This is a genomic window from Bacillus sp. KNSH39, from assembly GCF_052656585.1.
On record NZ_JBQXYO010000001.1, the window covers coordinates 4,647,948 to 4,670,127 of the forward strand.

At 35.2% G+C, this 22,180-nt stretch carries 23 protein-coding genes; 18 read left to right on the top strand and 5 right to left on the bottom strand.

The window, feature by feature from the left end:
* Positions 1-341: 341 nt before the first annotated feature.
* Together spoVR and ACUL40_RS23760 are read left to right on the top strand one after the other, a co-directional pair.
* Positions 342-1,760 (top strand): stage V sporulation protein SpoVR, encoded by a 1,419-nt coding sequence (gene spoVR, locus ACUL40_RS23755; RefSeq protein WP_001202693.1) that lies wholly within the window; start codon positions 342-344, stop codon positions 1,758-1,760.
* Positions 1,761-1,867: 107 nt separating this feature from the next.
* Positions 1,868-3,130, top strand: coding sequence for a neutral/alkaline non-lysosomal ceramidase N-terminal domain-containing protein (locus ACUL40_RS23760; protein WP_000048638.1), 1,263 nt, complete (start codon positions 1,868-1,870; stop codon positions 3,128-3,130).
* A gap of 108 nt (positions 3,131-3,238) precedes the next feature.
* Here the strand turns inward: ACUL40_RS23760 and ACUL40_RS23765 are convergent, their stop codons facing one another.
* Positions 3,239-3,709, bottom strand: coding sequence for a MarR family winged helix-turn-helix transcriptional regulator (locus tag ACUL40_RS23765; protein ID WP_000372891.1), 471 nt, complete (start codon positions 3,707-3,709; stop codon positions 3,239-3,241).
* Positions 3,710-3,855: 146 nt separating this feature from the next.
* Between ACUL40_RS23765 and ACUL40_RS23770 the strand changes: the two genes are divergently transcribed.
* The 11 genes from ACUL40_RS23770 (at position 3,856) to ACUL40_RS23820 (ending at position 11,593) form a co-directional block, all read left to right on the top strand.
* Positions 3,856-4,440, top strand: coding sequence for a DUF3238 domain-containing protein (locus ACUL40_RS23770; RefSeq protein WP_065212394.1), 585 nt, complete (start codon positions 3,856-3,858; stop codon positions 4,438-4,440).
* A 135-nt stretch (positions 4,441-4,575) separates the two neighbouring features.
* Positions 4,576-5,160: a DUF3238 domain-containing protein gene (locus tag ACUL40_RS23775; RefSeq protein WP_000182101.1), complete on the top strand. Its 585-nt coding sequence runs from the start codon at positions 4,576-4,578 to the stop codon at positions 5,158-5,160.
* A 201-nt stretch (positions 5,161-5,361) separates the two neighbouring features.
* The gene (gene cdr / locus ACUL40_RS23780) at positions 5,362-7,026 is read left to right on the top strand and encodes a CoA-disulfide reductase (protein WP_017673121.1); all 1,665 of its coding nucleotides are present in this window, start codon (positions 5,362-5,364) and stop codon (positions 7,024-7,026) included.
* A 184-nt stretch (positions 7,027-7,210) separates the two neighbouring features.
* Positions 7,211-7,474 (top strand): metal-sensitive transcriptional regulator, encoded by a 264-nt coding sequence (locus ACUL40_RS23785; protein WP_000456206.1) that lies wholly within the window; start codon positions 7,211-7,213, stop codon positions 7,472-7,474.
* Positions 7,475-7,562: 88 nt separating this feature from the next.
* Complete coding sequence (locus ACUL40_RS23790) at positions 7,563-8,123, top strand: sulfurtransferase TusA family protein (protein ID WP_445422755.1); 561 nt, start codon at positions 7,563-7,565, stop codon at positions 8,121-8,123.
* 38 nt (positions 8,124-8,161) lie between these two features.
* Positions 8,162-9,292: an MBL fold metallo-hydrolase gene (locus ACUL40_RS23795; protein WP_000382623.1), complete on the top strand. Its 1,131-nt coding sequence runs from the start codon at positions 8,162-8,164 to the stop codon at positions 9,290-9,292.
* Between the two features lie 27 nt (positions 9,293-9,319).
* Positions 9,320-9,550: a sulfurtransferase TusA family protein gene (locus ACUL40_RS23800; RefSeq protein ID WP_002093886.1), complete on the top strand. Its 231-nt coding sequence runs from the start codon at positions 9,320-9,322 to the stop codon at positions 9,548-9,550.
* A 38-nt stretch (positions 9,551-9,588) separates the two neighbouring features.
* The gene (locus ACUL40_RS23805) at positions 9,589-9,948 is read left to right on the top strand and encodes a rhodanese-like domain-containing protein (protein ID WP_001092318.1); all 360 of its coding nucleotides are present in this window, start codon (positions 9,589-9,591) and stop codon (positions 9,946-9,948) included.
* 14 nt (positions 9,949-9,962) lie between these two features.
* Positions 9,963-10,259 carry a rhodanese-like domain-containing protein gene (locus ACUL40_RS23810; protein ID WP_000661810.1) on the top strand — a complete coding sequence of 99 codons (297 nt, stop codon included), beginning with the start codon at positions 9,963-9,965 and terminating at the stop codon, positions 10,257-10,259.
* Positions 10,260-10,316: 57 nt separating this feature from the next.
* Positions 10,317-10,796, top strand: a complete 480-nt coding sequence (locus ACUL40_RS23815) for a DsrE/DsrF/DrsH-like family protein (protein ID WP_017673123.1) — start codon at positions 10,317-10,319, stop codon at positions 10,794-10,796.
* A 32-nt stretch (positions 10,797-10,828) separates the two neighbouring features.
* Positions 10,829-11,593: a sulfite exporter TauE/SafE family protein gene (locus ACUL40_RS23820; RefSeq protein WP_000017249.1), complete on the top strand. Its 765-nt coding sequence runs from the start codon at positions 10,829-10,831 to the stop codon at positions 11,591-11,593.
* Positions 11,594-11,625: 32 nt separating this feature from the next.
* On the opposite strand, the gene ACUL40_RS23825 is transcribed toward ACUL40_RS23820, so the two are convergent.
* Both ACUL40_RS23825 and ACUL40_RS23830 read right to left on the bottom strand, forming a co-directional pair.
* Positions 11,626-12,066, bottom strand: a complete 441-nt coding sequence (locus tag ACUL40_RS23825) for a hypothetical protein (RefSeq protein WP_000642362.1) — start codon at positions 12,064-12,066, stop codon at positions 11,626-11,628.
* Positions 12,067-12,214: 148 nt separating this feature from the next.
* Complete coding sequence (locus tag ACUL40_RS23830; protein ID WP_000437391.1) at positions 12,215-13,414, bottom strand: LCP family protein; 1,200 nt, start codon at positions 13,412-13,414, stop codon at positions 12,215-12,217.
* Positions 13,415-13,728: 314 nt separating this feature from the next.
* Here ACUL40_RS23830 and ACUL40_RS23835 point away from each other — a divergent pair, with 314 nt between their 5' ends.
* Positions 13,729-14,724, top strand: a complete 996-nt coding sequence (locus ACUL40_RS23835; RefSeq protein WP_163061606.1) for a YhdH/YhfP family quinone oxidoreductase — start codon at positions 13,729-13,731, stop codon at positions 14,722-14,724.
* A 37-nt stretch (positions 14,725-14,761) separates the two neighbouring features.
* Here the strand turns inward: ACUL40_RS23835 and ACUL40_RS23840 are convergent, their stop codons facing one another.
* Positions 14,762-16,417, bottom strand: a complete 1,656-nt coding sequence (locus tag ACUL40_RS23840) for a Na/Pi cotransporter family protein (protein WP_000456278.1) — start codon at positions 16,415-16,417, stop codon at positions 14,762-14,764.
* A gap of 351 nt (positions 16,418-16,768) precedes the next feature.
* Entirely contained in the window at positions 16,769-17,971 is a 1,203-nt protein-coding gene (locus tag ACUL40_RS23845; RefSeq protein WP_000503239.1) for an MFS transporter, read from the bottom strand.
* Positions 17,972-18,290: 319 nt separating this feature from the next.
* On the opposite strand from ACUL40_RS23845, the gene ACUL40_RS23850 reads away from it, so the two are divergent.
* The 4 genes from ACUL40_RS23850 to ACUL40_RS23865 all read left to right on the top strand — a co-directional run bounded on the left by ACUL40_RS23850 (position 18,291) and on the right by ACUL40_RS23865 (position 22,134).
* A complete protein-coding gene (locus ACUL40_RS23850; RefSeq protein WP_001253349.1) occupies positions 18,291-19,379 on the top strand; it encodes a DUF871 domain-containing protein in 1,089 nt (362 codons plus the stop codon).
* A gap of 76 nt (positions 19,380-19,455) precedes the next feature.
* On the top strand, positions 19,456-21,396 hold the full coding sequence (locus tag ACUL40_RS23855) for a BglG family transcription antiterminator (protein ID WP_440042430.1): 1,941 nt from the start codon (positions 19,456-19,458) through the stop codon (positions 21,394-21,396).
* A 110-nt stretch (positions 21,397-21,506) separates the two neighbouring features.
* Positions 21,507-21,827 carry a PTS lactose/cellobiose transporter subunit IIA gene (locus ACUL40_RS23860; RefSeq protein ID WP_000774631.1) on the top strand — a complete coding sequence of 107 codons (321 nt, stop codon included), beginning with the start codon at positions 21,507-21,509 and terminating at the stop codon, positions 21,825-21,827.
* 1 nt (position 21,828) lies between these two features.
* A complete protein-coding gene (locus tag ACUL40_RS23865; RefSeq protein ID WP_000275641.1) occupies positions 21,829-22,134 on the top strand; it encodes a PTS sugar transporter subunit IIB in 306 nt (101 codons plus the stop codon).
* Positions 22,135-22,180: the final 46 nt, after the last annotated feature.

Here is a 22,180-nt window from a genome sequence, read left to right on the forward strand (position 1 = left end):
AAGAGAGGTAGGCTACCTGTTTCATAAACTAAAGAGGAGAATTTTAATTGAAGAATTTTTGAAAGTATGAAAAGGGTAAAGAATTTACATATTGAATAAATAGGACGATGTAGTATAAACCATCATCTTATTTAATCGTTTTTATTTTATATAATGTCAATACTAAAACTAATAAATTAATTAGACAAGTAGCTGAATATCCTTCAGATTTATAAATAGGTGATGAATGATGGGGATATTAAATCTTTAAATTGAATAAATGAAGTAACTACGTTTATTTTTCATGAAAGCTTGTTCTTCATCATACACTTTCTTAAGGGAAAGTGTAAGGAGGGAAAATAATGAGAGCAAGTGATGATAAAGCACTGCAATATGCGATTGCGGAAATTACGGAAATTGCGACTGGATTTGGGCTTGATTTTTATCCGATGCGTTATGAAATATGTCCAGCGGAAATTATTTATACATTTGGTGCATATGGGATGCCGACAAGGTTTTCACATTGGAGTTTTGGAAAACAATTTTTCAGAATGAAATTACAATACGATTTAGGACTTAGTAAAATATACGAACTCGTTATTAACTCTGATCCATGTTACGCCTTTTTATTAGATACGAACTCTTTAATTCAAAACAAATTAATTGTAGCGCACGTTTTAGCACACTGTGATTTCTTCAAAAATAATATTCGTTTTTCAAATACGAAGCGAGACATGGTGGAGAGTATGGCGGCAACAGCGGACCGTGTGAAAGCGTATGAGCATAAGTACGGAAAGGCAGAGGTAGAAACATTTTTAGATGCCGTACTTGCCATTCAAGAGCATATTGATCCGTCGCTTATGCGTCCGAAGCTCGCATGGAGTATTGATGATTTAGAAGATGAAGAAGTAGAAAAGAAAAAGGTGTCGCAATACGATGATTTATGGAATTTAGATAATCGCAATAAAAAGCAGGAACGTTCTAATGTGCGTAAAAAGAAGAAAATTCCACCACAACCAGAGAAAGATTTACTGCTCTTTATTGAAGAATATAGCCGTGAGTTAGAAGATTGGCAGCGTGATATATTAACGATGATGCGCGAAGAAATGTTATATTTTTGGCCACAGCTTGAAACGAAAATCATGAACGAAGGCTGGGCATCCTACTGGCATCAACGCATACTTCGTGAAATGGACTTAACCTCTGATGAAGCAATTGAATTTGCGAAATTAAATGCAGGTGTTGTACAGCCATCAAAAACAAGTATTAATCCATACTACCTCGGTATTAAAATCTTTGAAGATATTGAAGAACGGTACAATAATCCGACTGAAGAAATGAAACGACGAGGCGTAAAACCAGGATCTGGCCGTGACAAAATGTTTGAAGTACGCGAAATTGAATGGGACGTATCGTTCCTAAGAAACTACTTAAATAAAGATCTTGTTATGCGAGAAGATATGTACTTATTCCAGCGCCAAGGAAAAGAATATAAAGTAATAGATAAAGAATGGGAGAATGTGCGTGATCAACTCGTAAATATGCGGACAAATGGTGGGTTCCCGTACTTAGTAGTAGAAGATGGAGACTACTTAAAGAACGGAGAATTATACATTAAACATAGTTACGAAGGAATCGAGCTCGATTTAAAATACTTAGAAAAAGTATTACCATATCTTCATCAGCTATGGGGAAGAACGGTGCATATGGAGTCGATTGTGGAGAGTAAGGGCGTTGTGTTTTCTTATGATGGGAAGATGGTGCATCGGAAGTATGTGTGAGGGGAAGAACGGACATAGGATACTGTGTCCGTTCTTTTTATTTGGAACAAAGTTAAATATGCTATTCTTGAAAAAAGGGAGTTACATAGAGAAATGGAGTGATTTAAATGAGCAAAGTAGGGATATGTAAGGTTGATATTACGCCGCCTGTAGGTATTGATTTTGTCGGATATCATAGAGAGACAGGCATAAATAATGTTGAAGAACGTATTTACGGGACAGTTTTTGTATTTGAAAAAGATGAAATGAAGACTGTGTTTATAAGTATTGATAATATTGGGATGCTAGTAGAAGATACGAATATGATTCGTGAGCGAGTAGCAAGTAGGCTTCATGTGCCATTTGAGCGAATAACGGTTGTTTATACTCATACGCATTCCGGTCCAGAGACAGTCGGTGATAATCCGCTAGTGCAGTCGTATAAAACGATTTTAGTAAATAATGTAGTGCATGGTGCTATTACTGCGAATAACAACTTGAAGCTATGTGAAGTTGGCTGGGGTGTTACGACAGGTGATATTGGGGTAAATCGAAGAGAGAGAACATGTGATGGAAGAGCGAAGATGGGAACAAATATAGATGGTGTTGTAGATAAGCGAATTGGTATGTTAGCAATAAGAGATGCTGAAACGAAGGAGTTATCTGGGATTTTAGTATTTTGTACTGCGCATCCTAATGTTTTAAAAGGTGATAGTGATGAATTATCAGCGGATTATCCTGGAATGACGAGAGAGATTTTAGAGCAGATAGTGAACTGCCCTGTTATTATCGTTCAAGGTGCCGCTGGAAATGTGAATGCGAAGTACCGCGGTTCAAGTGAAGCGTTAAAACAAATGGCCTATTTACTTAGTGGACATGTATTAATGATGTTGCCAACAGTTACATATAGCTCAATTGTAAATTTAAGGACAGTTTCGAGTATGATGCAAATGAAGTTGAAGGATATTCCTGAATTTGATGAGATACGAAGCATGGCTCGATTAGCCGAGAAGCAGTGGGGCGTGAATACGGATGAATGGCTTACTATCGTTTTAGAGAAATATGAGCAAGGTATTCGGCGGTTAAGTATTGATTTAGAAGTGCAGTTATTTCAAGTTAATGATGGTATGTTTTCAGGTTTACCGATGGAACCTTTTTCGGAAACGGCATTAGAAGTGAAAGAGAATCTTCAAAATGAATTAGCTTTCTTTGGTGGATATACGAATGGATATATTGGTTATTTACCAACGAAGGAAGAATTCTTATATGGTGGGTATGAAGTGGAATTAAGCCCTGTTGTGTATGGATCGGTTACGAATTTATTGATACCACCGGAGGAGAATACTGCGGAGTTGGTTGTGAAGAGAGTTATGGAATTATATAACGCGTAAAAAATATATTTAGTAGAATAAAATTTAAAGAAATTAATGATTTTTAATACATCTGTAGAAAACGAATCCATTTTGAAGAAGATGAATCAAAATGGATTCGTTTTTTGTTTACCAGACAGGTCGTATATTTGATGATAATTTCTCTGTATTTTCTTTAGTAACGAATGTTGTTAAATCCTCTTTCAGTATTTGCATTCGTTCTATACCTATGTTTTCAATCCATCGCTGTTCTATTTCAGCTACTATTTCTTCTTTTACTTTCATTACTGACAAACCACGTTCGGTTAAAACGATGATTTTACCTCTTTTATCAGTAGGATGTGTTTTGCGTGTAACGTAGCCATTACTCTCAAGAGAATCCACCATTTTACTTACAGCTTGTTTGGAAATCCCCAAATACTCAGCTAGCTCTATACCAGTTGCCCCATTAGGAAGGATGCGTTTGAACATAAAACCATGTGCTGGCCTAATATCTTCAAATCCTAATTCACTTAATTTGTCATGTAGCTCAGTGATTAATGTGCTAAATGATAATGATAAAAGCGATGTAAGATCTAACTCGTTAAATGTTTGATCCATGTATATAACCTCCGCGCTTGTAGTCAATTAAGTTGACTATGTGTAATGCCTATTGTACTATACATAATATAGTCAATCAAATTGACTATATTATGTCGGTAGAACAAATAATGATTTATATAATATAGAATCAATGGAGGTTTCACATGGTTAATATCGTGAAAATTAGAGGGAGTGTATTTGCACCGTATGCATCGCTGGAACCTATTAAGGACCCTGCAACAGGAAGAGTGTTTGAATATGCTGGAGATGCACGTGAGTTTACACCACAAGCTGTGAACACAAAGCGTTCAAGGTTAGAACAAGAAGTGAATATTGATTTTTATAAAAGAGAAATTTTCACATATGCAGATGCTTGTATCGTCACCGTGAAGATTACAAATTCAGATGGCTCAATTGAGTATCAAAAGGGAGAAACAAGTACAGAAAACATTGTATGTACAAATATTGTATGGAGTGAAGGTGAAGTTTCATTTGAAATGAGAGCAAGTGCAAGTAATCCTTTAAACGCAGCAGCACCTGCAGCTGATTATTTTTTGACTATACGAGCTAATGAAAGTGGCACTGTGAATATTGAAGGTGTACATGATGGTTTCCCTTGCTATGAATTTTATAAACAAGTAGATTTTGGTTCGTTTGAATTGATATACACACATGATTTCAGAAAAACGGATGATACCCCAGCAGCACTAGCTGGAGAGATGGAATATAGCTTTAAAACGACAGTCTAAACATAAATATAGCGCTATTTTTTAGAAGGAAATAGAAAAGTAAAAGAGAAATCTATTGGTTTTAGGATTGAAATTATGGTCTGTTTTATTTAATAAGCATTCAGCATCTAAAATAAAATTATAGAGGTGTTTCTTATGACTAATATCGTGAAAATTAGAGCCAGTGTATTTATTCCAATGTCTTGGACTGAGGCTAAGAAGGATATGGAAACAGAAAAAGTAATTCAATTCGAAGGTGATTCACGTGAATTCACACCGTATGCGGTAAATGCGATGCGCTCTAGAGTTGAGCAAGAGGTAGTAGTTGATTTCTATAAAGAAGAAGTGTTTTCATATGCGAACACGGGTATTACGACCGAGAAGATTACAAGTCCAGATGGTTCTGTGAGTAAAAGAACAGGGAAAGCAAGTACAGAAAATATTGTGTGCACTGATATCACATGGAATTCTGAAGGTGTGCAATTCAAAATGAGTGCGAGTGCAAGTAATCCATTAAATGTATATGCACCTCCTGTGGATTATGTATTAAATGTATGTGTGAAACAGGATGGTAGTATTGATATTCAAGGGGAGCATGATGGATTCCCTTGTTTTGAATTTTATAAGCAAGTAGATTTCGGTTCATTTGAAAAAATATATACACATGATTTTAGAGAAACTGGTGATACAGCGGCAGCTCTAGGCGGGAACATGGAGTATAGTTTTACAAAGAGATTATAGGAAGTATGATAATAGAACGATGGATTGATTCATTCGTAAAGAACTTGGAAATATCTAAGTTCTTTTTTTGTTTCAAATTTGTGAAAGACATATTGATTGAAATTAAATTTTTTATAATTTATTATATACCCGTACAGGTATAGGTTTTATATGTGTGATATATGAGGGAATTAAATAATAAATAGTATGGAGGTTTGACATATGTCTAGAAAAATTGTTGTAGTAGGCGGAGTTGCTGGCGGGGCATCAGTAGCTGCAAGGCTTCGTCGTTTAAGTGAGGAAGATGAAATTATTATGTTTGAACGCGGTGAATACATTTCGTTCGCAAACTGTGGATTGCCATATTATATTGGCGGTGTCATTACAGAAAGACAAAAGTTATTAGTACAAACTGTTGAAAGGATGTCAAAACGTTTTAATTTAGATATACGTGTATTGAGTGAAGTTGTAAAGATTAATAAAGAAGAGAAAACAATTACGATAAAGAATGTAACTACAGATGAAACATATAACGAGGAATATGATGTTTTGATTCTTTCACCAGGGGCGAAACCAATTGTTCCACCTATTCCGGGCATTGAAGAAGCGAAGGCGTTGTTTACGTTACGAAATGTACCTGATACAGATCGTATAAAAGCGTATATTGATGAGAAGAAACCACGTCATGCGACGGTTATTGGTGGAGGATTTATTGGAGTGGAAATGGTTGAGAATTTAAGAGAACGCGGGATTGAGGTTACTCTTGTAGAGATGGCAAATCAAGTGATGCCACCAATCGATTACGAAATGGCGGCATATGTACATGAGCATATGAAGGTGCACAATGTTGAGCTTGTTTTTGAAGATAGTGTAGATGCGTTAGAAGAGAATGGGACTGTTGTACGTTTAAAAAGTGGCTCAGTTATAAAAACAGATATGATTATTTTAGCAATTGGTGTACAACCAGAGAGTAGTTTAGCGAAAGATGCAGGATTAGCATTAGGAGTTAGAGGAACGATAAAGGTAAATGAGAAATTTCAAACATCTGACCCATATGTATATGCAATTGGTGATGCGATTGAAGTGAAAGATTTTGTTACAGAAACAGAAACGATGATTCCTTTAGCGTGGCCCGCTAATCGTCAAGGTCGCATGTTAGCAGATATTATTCATGGTCATACGGATTCTTTATATAAAGGTACGATGGGAACTTCTGTGGCTAAAGTTTTTGATTTAACAGTTGCTTCGACTGGAGTAAATGAGAAAATATTAAAACGATTAAATATACCCTATGAGGTAGTACATGTACAGGCAAATTCTCATGCGGGATACTATCCGAATGCTACGCCAGTGCTAATAAAATTAATCTTTAATAAAGAAAGCGGAAAAATTTACGGAGCACAGGCTTTAGGGCGTGACGGGGTAGATAAGCGTATAGATGTTATCGCGACGGCAATGAAGGCAAACTTAACTGTAATCGATTTACCGGATTTAGAATTATCATATGCCCCGCCGTATTCTTCTGCAAAAGATCCAGTAAACATGGTGGGGTATGCCGCAAGTAATATAGTAGATGGTTTTGTGGAAACGGTACAATGGCATGAAATAGATCGTATTGTTGACAATGGTGGATATCTTATAGATGTTCGGGAGCCCAATGAACTAAAACAAGGAATGATTAAAGGTTCTATTAATATTCCGTTAGATGAATTACGTGATAGATTGGATGAAGTGCCAATGGACAAAGAAATATATATCACTTGTCAACTTGGTATGAGAGGGTATGTTGCAGCACGTATGTTAATGGAAAAAGGATATAAGGTAAAGAATGTAGATGGTGGTTTTAAATTGTATGGGACAGTATTGCCAGAACGTGTTGTATATTGATATTTTTCATCTTCTACTTCAAGATTTAGTGAAAGATGAAAACCTATAGATTAAGGTTTTAATTTTTGTTTCGCGAACATATAAGACAAAAATTAAAAATAGGGGTTTACAAAATACCCTATAGGGTATAATATATTGTCATAGGTTATAAATGGTGACATAATGGTAATGAGGTGATTATAGAATGGAATATAATCAAGATATGAAAAATAGATTGAAACGTATTGAAGGTCAAGTTCGTGGTGTGCTTCGTATGATGGAAGAAGGAAAAGATTGCCGAGAAGTTATTACACAGTTAACAGCATCTCGTTCTGCACTTGATCGTACAATTGGACTCGTTGTTGGAACGAATTTAGAGCAGTGTTTGCGTGAACAGTTTGAAAGTGGTAATGGTTCAAATGAAGAGTTAATTAAAGAAGCTGTTCAATTACTTGTAAAAAGCCGATAATCTGTCAAACGTAAGTGTTGACAGATTTTCAAAAACGTTTTAATATACCCCTACAGGTATGTGTATATGAATTGTGGAGGAATCGATTATGAGTATAAAAGTGGATATGAGTTTAGATTGTAAAGGTTTGGCTTGTCCGATGCCGATTGTGAAAACGAAGAAGGCGATAGAAGGATTAGCACCAGGGCAAGTGATTGAAGTTAAGGCAACAGATAAAGGATCTACGGTAGATATAAAAAGTTGGGCGAGTAAAGTAGGACATCAATATATCGGAACGAAACACGAGGGTGATGTATTGGTGCATTATGTTAGGAAAGCAAACGAGCATGCAGTGAATGAAGTTGTGAAATATCCACATACAATTACGAATGCAGAATTACAGTCTATATTGTCTCATGGAGAAGAGAGCATTGTATTAGATGTTCGCGAAGCAGCGGAATTTGCTTTTGGCCATATTCCATCCGCCATTTCGATACCATTAGGTGAATTAGACAGCGCAGTATTAGATAAGATGAAGCAAATTTATGTTATTTGTCGAACTGGTAACCGTAGTGATGTAGCTTGCCACATGTTGAAAGAGAAAGGTTATGCAAATGTGAAAAATGTCATCCCAGGCATGTTAGAGTGGAAAGGGAATGTGGAAAAATAAAATTTTTTAAATAAAAATATACCTATGGGGGTAATGAGATGGATGTTAAAGCATTACAAGCAAAAGATGTTGCAGAGAAAGTTTTATTCGGAGAGTTATTCATTTTAGATGTTCGTAATGAGGCGGATTATGAAGATTGGAAAATTGAAGGGAAACAAGTTTCTTCTATTAATAAACCTTATTTTGACTTGTTAGATGGTGTAGATCATATTGTCAGTGAACTACCTAAAGATAAAGATGTTTTAGTAGTATGTGCAAAAGAAGGGTCTTCTATATTTGTGGCAGAGCAATTAACAGAGGCTGGATTAGAAAATATTTATTATTTATCTGGTGGTATGAAGGCTTGGAGTGAATATGTAAAGCCTATAAAAGTGGGAGATTTAAAAGATGGCGGAAGTATGTATCAGTTTAACCGTCTTGGAAAAGGTTGTTTATCATATATGGTTATTTCAAACGGTGAAGCAGCAGTTATTGATGCGGTAAGGACAGCCGAGGCATATGAAGAGTTTGCGAAAGAGCATGGCGTTACGATTAAGAATGTAATGGATACACATTTACATGCAGACCATATTTCTGGAGGACGTAAGTTAGCGGAAAAAGTAGGGGGTACGTATTGGTTACCGCCAAAAGATGCGGAGGAAGTCGTTTTCTCATACGAACCGCTCGTTGAAGGATCTGTTATTACGGTGGGGGGTACTAAAATTGAAATTGACGCGTTATACTCACCAGGGCATACGATTGGAAGTACGTCATTCATTGTAGATGATTCTTATTTATTATCAGGCGATATTTTATTTGTAGATTCAATTGGGCGTCCTGATCTTGCTGGTAAGGCTGAAGATTGGGTGAGTGATTTACGTAATACTTTGTATAGCCGATATAAAGAGCTATCTCAAAATTTAGTTGTGTTACCGGCTCATTATTCAAAAGTAAGTGAAATGAACGAAAGTGGTATTGTTAGCGCAAAATTAAAAGATTTGTTTGCGAATAATGCGGGGTTAAATATTGAGGATGAGGGAGAGTTCCGTAAAGTTGTAACAGAAAACTTACCACCTCAGCCAAATGCATATGAAGAAATTCGTCAAACGAATATGGGGAAAATTCACCCAAGCGTGGATAAAGAGCGTGAAATGGAGATTGGTCCAAATCGTTGTGCAGTGCACGAATAATGAAATAAATAAAAAATGGAGGAATTGATGATGAATATAAAACAAGTATTAGATGCGAAAGGTTTAGCATGTCCAATGCCGATTGTAAGAACAAAGAGAGCAATGGATGCTCTACAAACTGGAGAAGTGTTAGAAATACATGTAACGGATAAAGGGTCAGTTAAGGATATTCCAGCGTGGGCAAATAAATGTGGCCATGACATCGTAAAGCTTGAAGAAGAAGGCGATGTGCTGAAGTTTTGGATTAGGAAGGCGTAGTGAAGCAATAGTTTTGTAAATATAGAGAGGTTGGTTATATGAACACAATATTAAGTACGCTTTTCATTGTACTTGCTGCATGGTTTGTTATTTCACGATTTTTACCAGTGAAAGGTGTTCAAAATATAAATGGCAAAGAATTGAAAAGTATAGTGGGGAAAAAGGGGAAGTATTTTATTGATGTCCGTACAGTAGGTGAATATAGAGGGAATCATATGAAAGGCTTTCAAAATATCCCCCTAAATGATCTAGCAAGTAAGGCGAATCAATTAGATAAGAATAAGGAAGTAATCGTTATTTGCCAAAGTGGAATGAGAAGTAAGCAAGCAGCAAAGGTATTGAAAAAACTAGGGTTTCAGCAAGTAATAAACGTTTCAGGTGGTATGAATGGTTTGTGAGGAGGAAATTTAAAATGAAAGAAATGACTACAAAAGAATTAGAAGAAAAATTGTTGCGTAAAGAAGCGGTAAATATTGTGGATGTACGTGAAGTAGAAGAAGTAGCTGAAGGGAAAATTCCAGAAGCATGTAATATTCCACTAGGACTATTAGAGTTTCGTATGCATGAATTAAATAAAAATCAGGAATATATTATCGTTTGTCGTTCAGGCGGGAGAAGTGCAAGAGCTGTTCAATTTTTAGAAAGTTACGGTTTTCAAGTAATCAATGTGGTAGGTGGTATGTTAGCTTGGGAAGGAAAAGTAGAATAGGGAGAAACAATTTTTATAAATAAAAATACCCCTATAGGTAATTGGAGGGAGAACAATATGGAACAACAGAAGAAAACAACAATCGTTTTATTTAGCGGAGATTACGATAAAGCAATGGCTGCTTATATTATTGCAAATGGTGCAGCAGCGTATGATCAAGAGGTAACTATTTTTCATACTTTCTGGGGATTAAATGCTTTAAGGAAAGATGAATATGTGAATGTAAAGAAAACATTTATAGAAAAAGTATTTGGAAGAATGATGCCACGCGGTGCTGATAAGATGGGGTTATCCAAAATGAATTTTGCTGGTATGGGACCAAAGATGATTAAAGGCATTATGAAAAAACATAATGCAATGCCTTTGCCAGATTTAATTGATTTGGCAAAAGAACAGGGGATTAAACTTGTAGCTTGTCAAATGACAGTAGATTTATTAGGGTTAAAAGAGAAAGAGATTATGGAAGGCGTAGAGTTTGCAGGTGTAGGGGCATATTTAGCAGATGCTTCGGATGGGAATGTAAACTTATTCATTTAATCACCTTCTTTTTAGAAGGAGGGGGATGTAAGGTGAGTGGAGTATTATTACTTTTTATAATTGGGTTTATAGGATCGTTTATATCAGGAATGGTTGGAATTGGCGGTGCAATTATTAATTATCCGATGATCTTATATATTCCAGTATTGTTAGGATTTACTGGCTATACGTCACATGAAGTGAGCGGTATTACAGCGGTACAAGTATTCTTTGCAACTTTTGCAGGCGCCTGGGCATATCGGAAAAGTACTGATATGAATAAAATGTTAGTTGTGTATATGGGAGCTAGTATATTAATAGGAAGTTTTATAGGAAGTTTTAGTGCAAATCTATTAGATGAACACGCTGTAAATGTTGTTTATACAGTATTGGCGACCATTGCAGCTATGATGATGTTTGTACCGAAGAAAAATAATAGTGGAGCAGTTAAGTATAATAAATGGTTAGCAAGTGTGTTAGCGTTTATTGTAGGAGGTGTTTCGGGCATTATTGGAGCTGGAGGTGCGTTTCTTTTAGTTCCTATTATGCTAGTTATTTTAAAATTACCATTGCGCATGACGATAGCGACATCTATCGCTATTACGTTTATTTCCTCAGTAGGGATTACGACTGGAAAAGTGATTACTGGACAAGTAGTTATCATTCCAGCTCTAATTATTGCGGTTGCAAGTATATTTGCTGCGCCACTTGGAGCGCGAGTCGGGAAGAGGATAAATCAAAAAGTACTACAATATATGTTATCGATTTTAATTGTCGGCACTGCTATTAAGATGTGGATTGATATGATATCGAAATAAAAGGATGGGCTGCTTGCAACCCATCCTTTTATTTATGCCCAAATAACTTTCATTAAGTTTTTATATTCGTCATTCGCTAATTTATATAGCATTCTCGTATGTTCAAAGACAAGTGCTGGATTAAAGTTTGGTTCTGAGAATGCAAGAGATGTTGAAATATCAATTGCATTTTGCTTATTTAATGTGAATTTTGCAAAGCGATAAGATGTATTTAATTCATTGATGACATGTAAAATATCATTTGTTGATGTTGCATCAGGTACGTGAGCAACATTGAAGCAGTATATATCCACCGTAGGATGTTCGTTTTGGAAAGCAGCGATAAGTTGAATTTTTGCGCCAGCTTCAGTCTCTAATCCTACTGAAAAATGAACAGAGCCATCATTTTCATCTATATTTTCTTCCATGTATATATCGTTGGATTTTAAGTAGTCTTTAAAATCTGAGATGTTATGTTTTACTGCAGCTTTCATATGTATGAGCCCCCTGATAATTGGAATAGATTGCTACTATTTATTATAATTTAAAAATATTAAAAAAGATAGTTAGAAAGTTCTGATTTTTAATTCTGAAGAAATAAAAAGAAGCCGTACTCTACCTCCATAGAGTACGGCTTCTTTACTATTCATTGTCGTTAGACGATGTTTCTGTATCTTCACTGCTATTTTTGTTCTTATTTTTCACTTCATTGTTACTTGATTCGCGTTCACTTGAATTTTCAGACTTAGATTCTTTTGTCTTTTTCGAATCAGAGTCTGAGTCAGACTTTGTATATGCAGGTAGCCCAAGATGAGTACGAAGTTCATTTGTAACATTAGCTAATTCTTTTTTATCTGGATTGTAGTAGTAAGTTCGACCACCACCAGCAGATTTGCTACATGTATCGTCACCTTTTGCCATATAGCAATCATCACCTTGGATTTGTAATTTCTCAATTTCCGAATCCGATCCATATTTATAGAATGAAAGCATATCATCAAATGTTAAGTTTGTAACGAATTGTCCGTTAATATCATCAATGATGTTGCCAACTTTTGTTACAGAACCAACACTTGTTAGTTTCTTTAAAATAGCCTCGATAACGAGTTGTTGACGTTGTCCACGCATTGCATCGCTATCGATGTGTCTTGTTCTAGCAAGAGCAAGAGCTTCTTCGCCATTTAACTTTTGAACACCTTTTTCTAGATGAATTGCCTCAGCATTATCATTGCTATCTTGCTCAGTAAATTCAACTGGTACATCAACTTCAACACCGCCCAAGTCATCGACGATTTTTATAAATGATTTAAAGTTAAATTTCACAAAATAATCGACAGGAACATTCATTAATTTTTCAACTGCATCAATGCTTGCTTGTGGTCCACCATTTTTTCCGTTTTTAGCAGAACCGAATGCATGAGCGTGTGTAATTTTATCTTTTTTCTTTTCTATTGGAATATAAGTATATGTGTCACGTGGGATACTTAATAGTTTAACAGTTTTGCTATCTTTATTAAATGTTGCAAGTAAAAGCGCGTCTGTTCTTATAGCTTCACCATATTCTTTTCCACGGACATCGCTTTCATCAACACCCATTATTAAAACAGAGACATTGTTTGTAATAGGTTTTACAGCTTTATCACGTAAATCAGATTTATCACCGCGTGCTAAATCGTGTGCGGCATTTCGAACAGCAGAAGATGCTTTATTTACTAAAAACCAAGTATAACCGCCGCCTATTAATAAAACGAATAGTATAGCGCTTATAATAATTTTTATTTTTTTCTTATTTTTTTTCGGTTTATTGCGTGTATTTTCTTGCAAAGATGGGTTTTGCTCCATTTCCTGTACTCCTTCATTTGGATTGAAATACGACACTCATATCCACTTATTATAATGAAATTTAGCGAAAAAAAACATTACAAAACATTTACATTTCGTAAAAATTCAATATATTTATAAAAAGTCAGATTTTCTATATTATATTTTTTAGATGTAGAATAAGTATAAGTTGTTTTAGTAGAAATGAAAATATGTATTGTGAGAAAGTGATAGAGAAGTAAGATTTGTTGAAATATAGCCAAGAAGAAATGAGTAAGCTTACTTATTTCTTCTATATAATAAAGAAGAATTTGACGGATAAAGGAGAGAGCATAATGAATCATACATCATTCCGAGCAATCGTTGTGAACGAAAAGGAAAATCATCAGTTTGTAAGAAAAGTTATTGAGAGAGAAGTAAGTAGTTTACCTGAAGGAGACGTATTCATACAAGTTCATTATTCTTCATTAAATTATAAAGATGCTCTTTCAGCTACTGGTAATAAGGGTGTTACGAGAACATATCCTCATACGCCAGGAATTGATGCTGCAGGAGTGGTTGTGAGTAGTGAAGATGCTACCATTAAAGCAGGAGATCAAGTTATTGTAACGGGATATGACTTAGGTATGAATACCTCTGGTGGTTTCGGAGAATATATTCGCGTGCCATCATCTTGGGTCGTGCCTTTACCGGAAGGAATGTCATTAAAGGAAAGTATGATGTATGGGACAGCAGGTTTTACTGCGGCTTTGTCGGTATATAAGCTTATTGGAGCAGGAGTCAAGCCTAGTATGGGAGATGTTTTAGTAACGGGTGCTACAGGCGGCGTAGGGAGTGTAGCTGTTAGTATATTAAGTAAGCTAGGGTTTAACGTAGTAGGAGCGACAGGAAAAATGGAAGAGGAAGATATGCTACTACGTCTAGGAGCGAAAAAGGTGATTCATCGCGCGGAATTGAATGATGAATCAGGAAGACCGATGTTAAAAGGGATATACGCGGGAGTTATCGATACTGTAGGTGGACATATGCTAGAAACAGCTTTAAAAACAGTAAAGTATGGTGGTTGTGTAACGACATGCGGTAATGTGGCAGGCCAGGAACTACAAACAACGGTATATCCGTTTATTTTACGAGGTATAAGCCTTTTAGGGATAGATTCCGTGCAATGCCCAGTAGATGTGAGAAGAGATGTTTGGACGCTTTTAGCGAAAGAATGGGGAAATAAAGAGTTACTATCTTATACAGAAGAATGTACATTAGAAGAATTAGAGAAGAAGTTTGCACTTATATTGCAAGGAAAGTTAAAAGGAAGAACAGTTGTTAAAATATAATGAAAAAAGAGACGCTTAAGTTAGCGTCTCTTTCTTATTATAATGATTGTTTTAGATTGATTTTTCCTTGTTCACCTAAAACACCGTCAGCGATATTTACAGCGTGATCGCCAATGCGCTCTAAGTTACTTACCATATCGACGAAGATGATACTTGCATCACCTGAACAGCTGCGTTCGTTTAGACGTAATACGTGACGTTTACGAAGAACACGTTCCATTTGGTCGATTTTGCGTTCTTTGGCAATAACAGTTTGAGCTAGTTCAGTATCGAAGTTTGTTAAAGCTTCAACTGAGTCTTGCAGTGTTGAAATTGTTAACTCAAGCATTTCGTTTAATTCAGCTAATGCTTCATCTGATAGTGAAACACGGTTTGAAATTTGGAAATCTACAAGTTCTACAAGGTTTTCTACATGATCACCGACACGTTCAATATCTCCAACAACACCTGCTAAAACAGAATGTTTTTCAGAATCCGTAGGTGAAAGTGGCTTTTCTGATAGTAAAACTAAATACTCGGTAATTTTTTTATCTAAATTGTTAATAGCTCCTTCTAATTGAGTAGCCATGTTTGCGTGTTTTTTGTCTTGTGTATTTAAAAATTGATTTGCTTCTTTTAATCCATGTAATGAGAACTCAGCCATACGGATAATCTCTTTTTGAGCTTCAGTTAAAGCGATGGCTGGAGATTGTTCAATAAAGATTGGATTTAAATGTTGTGGTTTGAAGTCAATCGCTGCATCTTCACCACGAATAATTTTAGTTACAATCCATGCTAACACTGCAATGAACGGGAATTGAATGATTGTATTTGTTACGTTAAATGTTCCGTGTGCAAATGCAATAGTCATTTCTGGATTCAAGTTTAATGATGTTTGGAAATATTGAATTAAACTTGTAAATGGTATTAATAAAATTGTAAAGATAATTGTACCGATAATATTAAAGATAACGTGAACTAATGCTGCACGTCTTGCTGCAATTGAAGTACCGATTGCTGCTAATACAGCTGTAATTGTTGTACCGATGTTATCACCGAATAATACAGGAAGAGCTGCTTGTAAATCGATTGCACCTTGACCGAATAGTTCTTGTAAAATACCGATTGTTGCACTTGAACTTTGTACAATTAAAGTAAAGACTGTACCGACAACAATTCCTAAAATTGGATTATCACTCATGCTCACTGTTAATTCTTGGAATGATTCTAAAGAACGAAGAGGTTTCATACCTGCGCTCATTAATTCTAAACCGAAGAATAACATACCAAAACCGAATACAACTTGACCTACAGAATGTACTTTTTTATTTTTAAAGAAGAATAGTAAGATTGCTCCAACTGCCATAACTGGGAGAGCATATTCTCCGATTTTAATTCCGATAATAAATGCAGTAACTGTCGTACCGATGTTTGCACCCATAATAACACCGATTGCTTGTCTTAATGTCATAAATCCGGCACTTACAAGTCCGACTGTTAAAGCGGTTGTTCCTGAACTGGATTGGATTAATACAGTAACTAACATACCTGCTAGTACACCCATAAGTGGGTTAGTTGTAAAACGATCTAGAATATCGCGAAGACGATCTCCAGCTGCTTGTTGCAGTCCATCGCCCATGTATTTAATCCCGAATAAGAAAATACCTAATCCACCAATGAACTGGAAGATCATATCTTGAACATTATATTCCACGCATTCCACTCCTTAAATTTCATGTACGATGTAATTATTAACTGAACCTTGAGTCACTGTAAACGGTTTGCTAGTAAAATTTACACTAAATTTACAAAGGGAATAAAAGTTTACAATCCCTTAAAGAAACAACTGCATTTCATTGGTTTTTATCTTGTATAAATCTTAATTTTGTAAAGAAATCACACTTTTTAGAATAATGTTGTTCAGTCGAATATCAAGGAAAGCGTCTGCAAGTTCATCGTATATTTTTTGATGAACTTAAAAAAAATATGTAGGGAAATGCATGTAGTTTTAGAACAGCAAAATGAGGGAAAACAATTCTTTTAACATGATAAAAAAGCCACTGAATTATCCAGCAGCTTTTTCCGTGTTTTTATCGCCATGCTTTTGTTTTCTTATGCTTGTAATGTAAATGAAGAGAAAAGCAATAAGTAATAGAGAGGAGTAACGATATACAGTTGCATAGTTTGTAAAGTGAGCAATAAATCCAAAGATAATCGCTCCAGCGCCGATTCCAAGGTCAAATGCGGAGAAGAATGTAGCAGTTGCTACGCCGCGTCGATGCGGTGCTACGCGGTCAATCATCCATGCTTGTAGTGCAGGTTGGATCGCTCCAAAACCACTTCCGTAACATGCTGCAGCAATAATTAAGCTCGGAATTGTCGTCGTATACGACAATAAAATAATACCTGTAAACGTTATAATAACTCCCGGAATGATGACGAATGTATGGCCTTTCGCATCATATAGCTTTCCAGAGAATGGACGAGTCACAGCGATTGCTAGTGCGTTACATAAAAAGAAGAGACTAATATCAGCTATGCCGACTTCTGTAGCAAATAGTGTGATAAAACTTCCGATTCCTCCGTACATTAATGTAATACATAATATTAATAATGAAGGAAGTAAAGCTTTACGCTCAATAAATCCATCGAGAAAAGTACTAGATGATTGTTGTGGAGGCTGTTTCGTTTTTTGGATTTGAAGTAGTTTCGTTAATATTAATGAAACAATTGTGCACGATAATGCACATAAAAAAAGAATTGTGAAGTTATATGTTTGCATAAGCCATAGTCCGATAAGTGGACCGAGGGCCATTGCAATTGTTCCAGAAAGGCCAAAATATCCCATGCCTTCTCCGCGGCGAGCTGAGGGAATTAAATCAGAAACGACAGTTCCATATGTAGTCGTTGTAATACCGAAACCAGCTCCGTGCAAAATACGAACAGCAAGCAAGAGAAAAATAGTTGAGGCGAAAAGGTAACTGCCCATAGCGAGTAAACAAATAGCAGTACCGATCATTAAAATGATTTTTTTATTGAATTTTTGCAAGGCGTTCCCAGTTAGCGGTCTAACAAAAAGTGCCGCAACGGTAAACATACCGACAACAAATCCGATATTTGAACTTGTGCCACCAATTTCTTTCACATAAACAGGTAAGGTTGGAATTAACATTTGAAACCCTAAAAACATACATAAGTTTGCAAAAATTAAAGCAACAAACTCTTTTGTCCATAACGGTTCTCGTTTTACGAGTATTGCTTCTCCCATATATTCATCCCCTATATAAAATTTTCTCTTTTCTTTCGAGTATATGTATTGGCCAATGCAACAGTCAAGGAAGGTGTCTTGAAAACGGATAACAATTTTTAAGGTGAAAAACTGACAAATTTGTGTAAAGGCTACACAACTATGAAAAAAAGATGTAAAGTATAGATGTATAGACTTGTAGGTGTTAAGAATGATAGAAATTGTTTTTTCTTTAAAGAAAGCGGATTCAAAGGAGTAGTGAACAAGAAGGGGATATATACTTTTTCACTACATATATTTGAAAAGGTTTACAATATGATGAAGAAAGAGGCGTGTACATATGAGACGATTAGGTATTTCTATTTATCCAGAACATTCAACAGTAGAGAAAGATAAGGAGTATTTAACATTAGCAAGTAAATATGGGTTTACACGTGTGTTCACATGTTTATTATCTGTGGATGGAGAAAAAGAGAAAATTATTGAAGAATTTAAAGAAACGATCTCACATGCGAATGCATTAGGGTTCCAAGTATTAGTGGATATTAGTCCATCTGTTTTTGAACAATTAGGTATTTCGTATAATGATTTATCATTCTTCCATGAATTGGGTGCGTACGGTATTCGTTTAGATGTTGGTTTTTCAGGATTAGAAGAATCAATTATGACTTATAATCCGTATGGTTTGAAAATTGAGATTAATATGAGCAATGGTACGAAGTATGTAGATAACATTATGAGTCATAGACCAAATCGTGAAAATTTAATTGGTTGTCATAATTTTTATCCGCATCGTTATTCAGGGTTATCATACGATCATTTCATTAAATGCTCGAAACAATTTAAAGATTACGGTATGAGAACGGCTGCTTTTATTTCATCATTTGATGCAACATATGGACCTTGGCCAGTAACAGAAGGGTTATGTACATTAGAGCAGCATCGTGAATTACCGATGACAACACAGGCGAAACATTTATTCGCGACGGAATTAATTGATGATGTTATTATTGCAAACGCATATGCGTCAGAAGAAGAATTACAAGCACTAGGTGCATTAAATAAAGAGAAACAAACATTTGATATAGAAATATATGATACAACGACAGAACTAGAAAGAATTATCGTATTAAACGAACCACATTTTTATCGCGGAGATGTATCTGAATATATGATTCGTTCTACACAAAGTCGTGTGAAATATAAAAAAGAAGAGTTTAAACCTCATAATACGCGTGAAATTAAGCGTGGGGATTTATTAATTGATAATGAACAATATGGTCAGTATAAAGGCGAATTACAAATTGCATTAAAAGATATGGTGAATACAGGAAAAACAAATGTAGTTGGTCGAATTGTAGAAGAAGAGATTTTCTTACTAGACTATTTACAAGCATGGGATAAATTCGGATTTACATTAAAGAAATAGAGAGAATATAAAGGGGAAAAACTACTGATTTCAGCAGCTTTTCCCCCTTTATATATAAAGAGCGAGAGGAAGAGCTATGACAAAGGTGCATCAGCGATTAATTTCTATTTTAGAGGAATTTTTAGAAGAGAAATCGATGTTAAATCGAGCTTTTTTAGCGGGCCGTTTACATGTATCGACGAAGACGATTCAAAAGGATATAAAATTATTAAATGATATATTGGAAGAAAATGGAGCGAAAATCGAATCGCAAAGAGGGACTGGGTACGAATTAGAAATTATACAAAAGAAGAAATTTGAAGACTTTTGTGTGAGTCTATTTCAAAAACAGACGGAAAAGATCCCAACTTCTTATGAAGAAAGAATAGCGTACATTCTGCAGCGTGTTTTAATGACAGAGGGATATGTGAAGCTTTCAGAATTAGCGGAAGAGATGTATGTGAGCAAATCAACGGTCAATTTAATTATGAAAGATGTTACAGATATATGTGGTCGCTATAAATTACAAATTGAGAAGAGACCGTATTATGGTATACGTATTGTTGGAGAGGAATTTAATATTCGTTCTTGTTTATCACAATATGGTTTACCGCGTTATGACCATACTCCGTTTCATGAGCAATTTGAGCAGACGGAGACATATTTATCGCTACCGCATATATCACTCATTCGTTCAATTATATTAAAGTATATTGAAGGCGGAACAATATATTTATCTGATTTAGAAATTGATAATTTAGTCATTCATATTGCAATCGCATTAAAGCGTTGTCAAAGCCAACATTATATGAAAGGACTGCATGCGGAGCAATCAGAACTTATAATAAAGAAAGAATATACAATTGCGAAGCAGATTTTAGGAGATTTAGAGAAAGCGTTAAAATTTTCATTTCCAGAAGAAGAAGTATTATATGTGACGATGCATTTATTAAGTACTGCTGTTACAACGAGAAATCGCTATGAAAATATAGAAGAGCTATTAGGGAAAGATATATATGCATTTATGCAACATATTCTTTTTAAAGTAGCGGAAGAACGGAATCTTATTTTTTATTATGATGAAGAATTATTATTTGGATTTGGTATTCATTTAAAAACGTTATTAAATCGTTTGAAGTATAAGTTAAATACGAGAAATCCTCTTTTGGCAGAAGTGAAAAAGAATTATCCGTATGCTTTTGAAATTGCGGTTCTCGTTGGAGATATCATTGGTGAATATACGGGTGAATCGATCCCTGAAAGTGAAATTGGTTATATTGCAATTCACTTCGGTGGAGCTATGAGCCGTTTGCAGGAGCAAAATCAAAAGAAAAGATGCTTATTAGTTTGTGCGACTGGTCAAGGAAGTGCCCAACTATTAAAATATAAAATTTTATCACAGTTCCGAGATAAATTAGAGATTGTAGGTATTACAGGCTATTATCAATTGAAAGTAGAAGATCTTTATAAAGAAAAAATAGATTGTATTATTAGTACGATTCATATACCGAGTGGCTTGCCTGTTCCAGTTATAAAAGTGAATTCAATATTTGATGATAAAGAGATTAAATCGATTGGTCAGCGGTTGTTTACGCATGTGAATACTAGTGTGCAGCCTTATATTAAGGAAGATTTAATCTTTTTAAATTATAGTGCTTCTACGAAAGAGGATGTTATTCAGTTTTTATGTGAGAAAGCTGCTGAGAAACGCTATGTACCAGAAAACTTTTATGCTTCTGTTATGGAAAGAGAAAATACGTCTCCGACAGCGGTTGGGAATTCAGTTGCAATCCCGCATCCGATGCAGTTATTAAGTGAGGAAACTTTTTTGATGTTTTGCACACTTGAAAAGGCTGTTGATTGGGGAGATAAAAAAGTACAAGTAATTATTTTATTTAGTGTAAAGCGCAATAATAATGAAGATTTGCAAAGGCTTTATGATTTTTTATATGATATTATGTCTAGTCAAACTACGATAGAGAAACTTACTCAGACCGAGGTAATTGAAGATTTTCAAGAGATTTTATTATCATTTTGAAAAAGTATATAAAAACTTCCGTTACATAACGGAAGTTTTTTATGTTTAATTGTATGCGTTTTCATAATAAGATGGAAATATAGAAAACATATAGCTTGGGGGAATTTAAAATGGCTGATATGCAAACTCCATTTGCGTTAATTTTACATGGTGGCAATGCGAGAAGTGCGGCGCTTGAAGCAATTGCTTTTGCAAGACAAGGAGATTTCGGGAATGCCGGTGAAAAGATGAAACTTGCTAGTGAGGAAATTTCAGCAGCGCATCGTATTCAAACGGATTTAATTCAAGAAGAGGCAAGAGGAAATCATGCAGAAATTAGTTTACTGTTGGTGCACGCACAAGATCATTTAATGAATGCAATTACAGTGAAAGAACTGGCTGAAGAATTTATTGCTCTTCATAAACGAGTAGAAGAGAAAGTGACCGTATAAGATGTACATTTTATTATGTTGTGCAGCAGGTATGTCAACGAGTATGGTCGTAAGAAAAATGCAAGAAGAGGCAAAGAAACAGGGGAAGAATTATAAAATTAAGGCAGTTGATTCAGAACTAGTGAAGCTTGAAATTAAGGAAGCCGATGTCGTTTTAATTGGCCCACAGGTGAAATATTTATTTCCAGCTGTAGAGTTTCTTGCAAATTCATACAATATACCAGTTGCGATTATAGACCAACGAGATTATGGCATGTGTGATGGTTTGAAGGTGCTTAAGCAAGCAGAACAATTAGCTTTAGCATAATTATATCTTTTTAAATATAAACATTATAATGTTATAAAGTTTATTT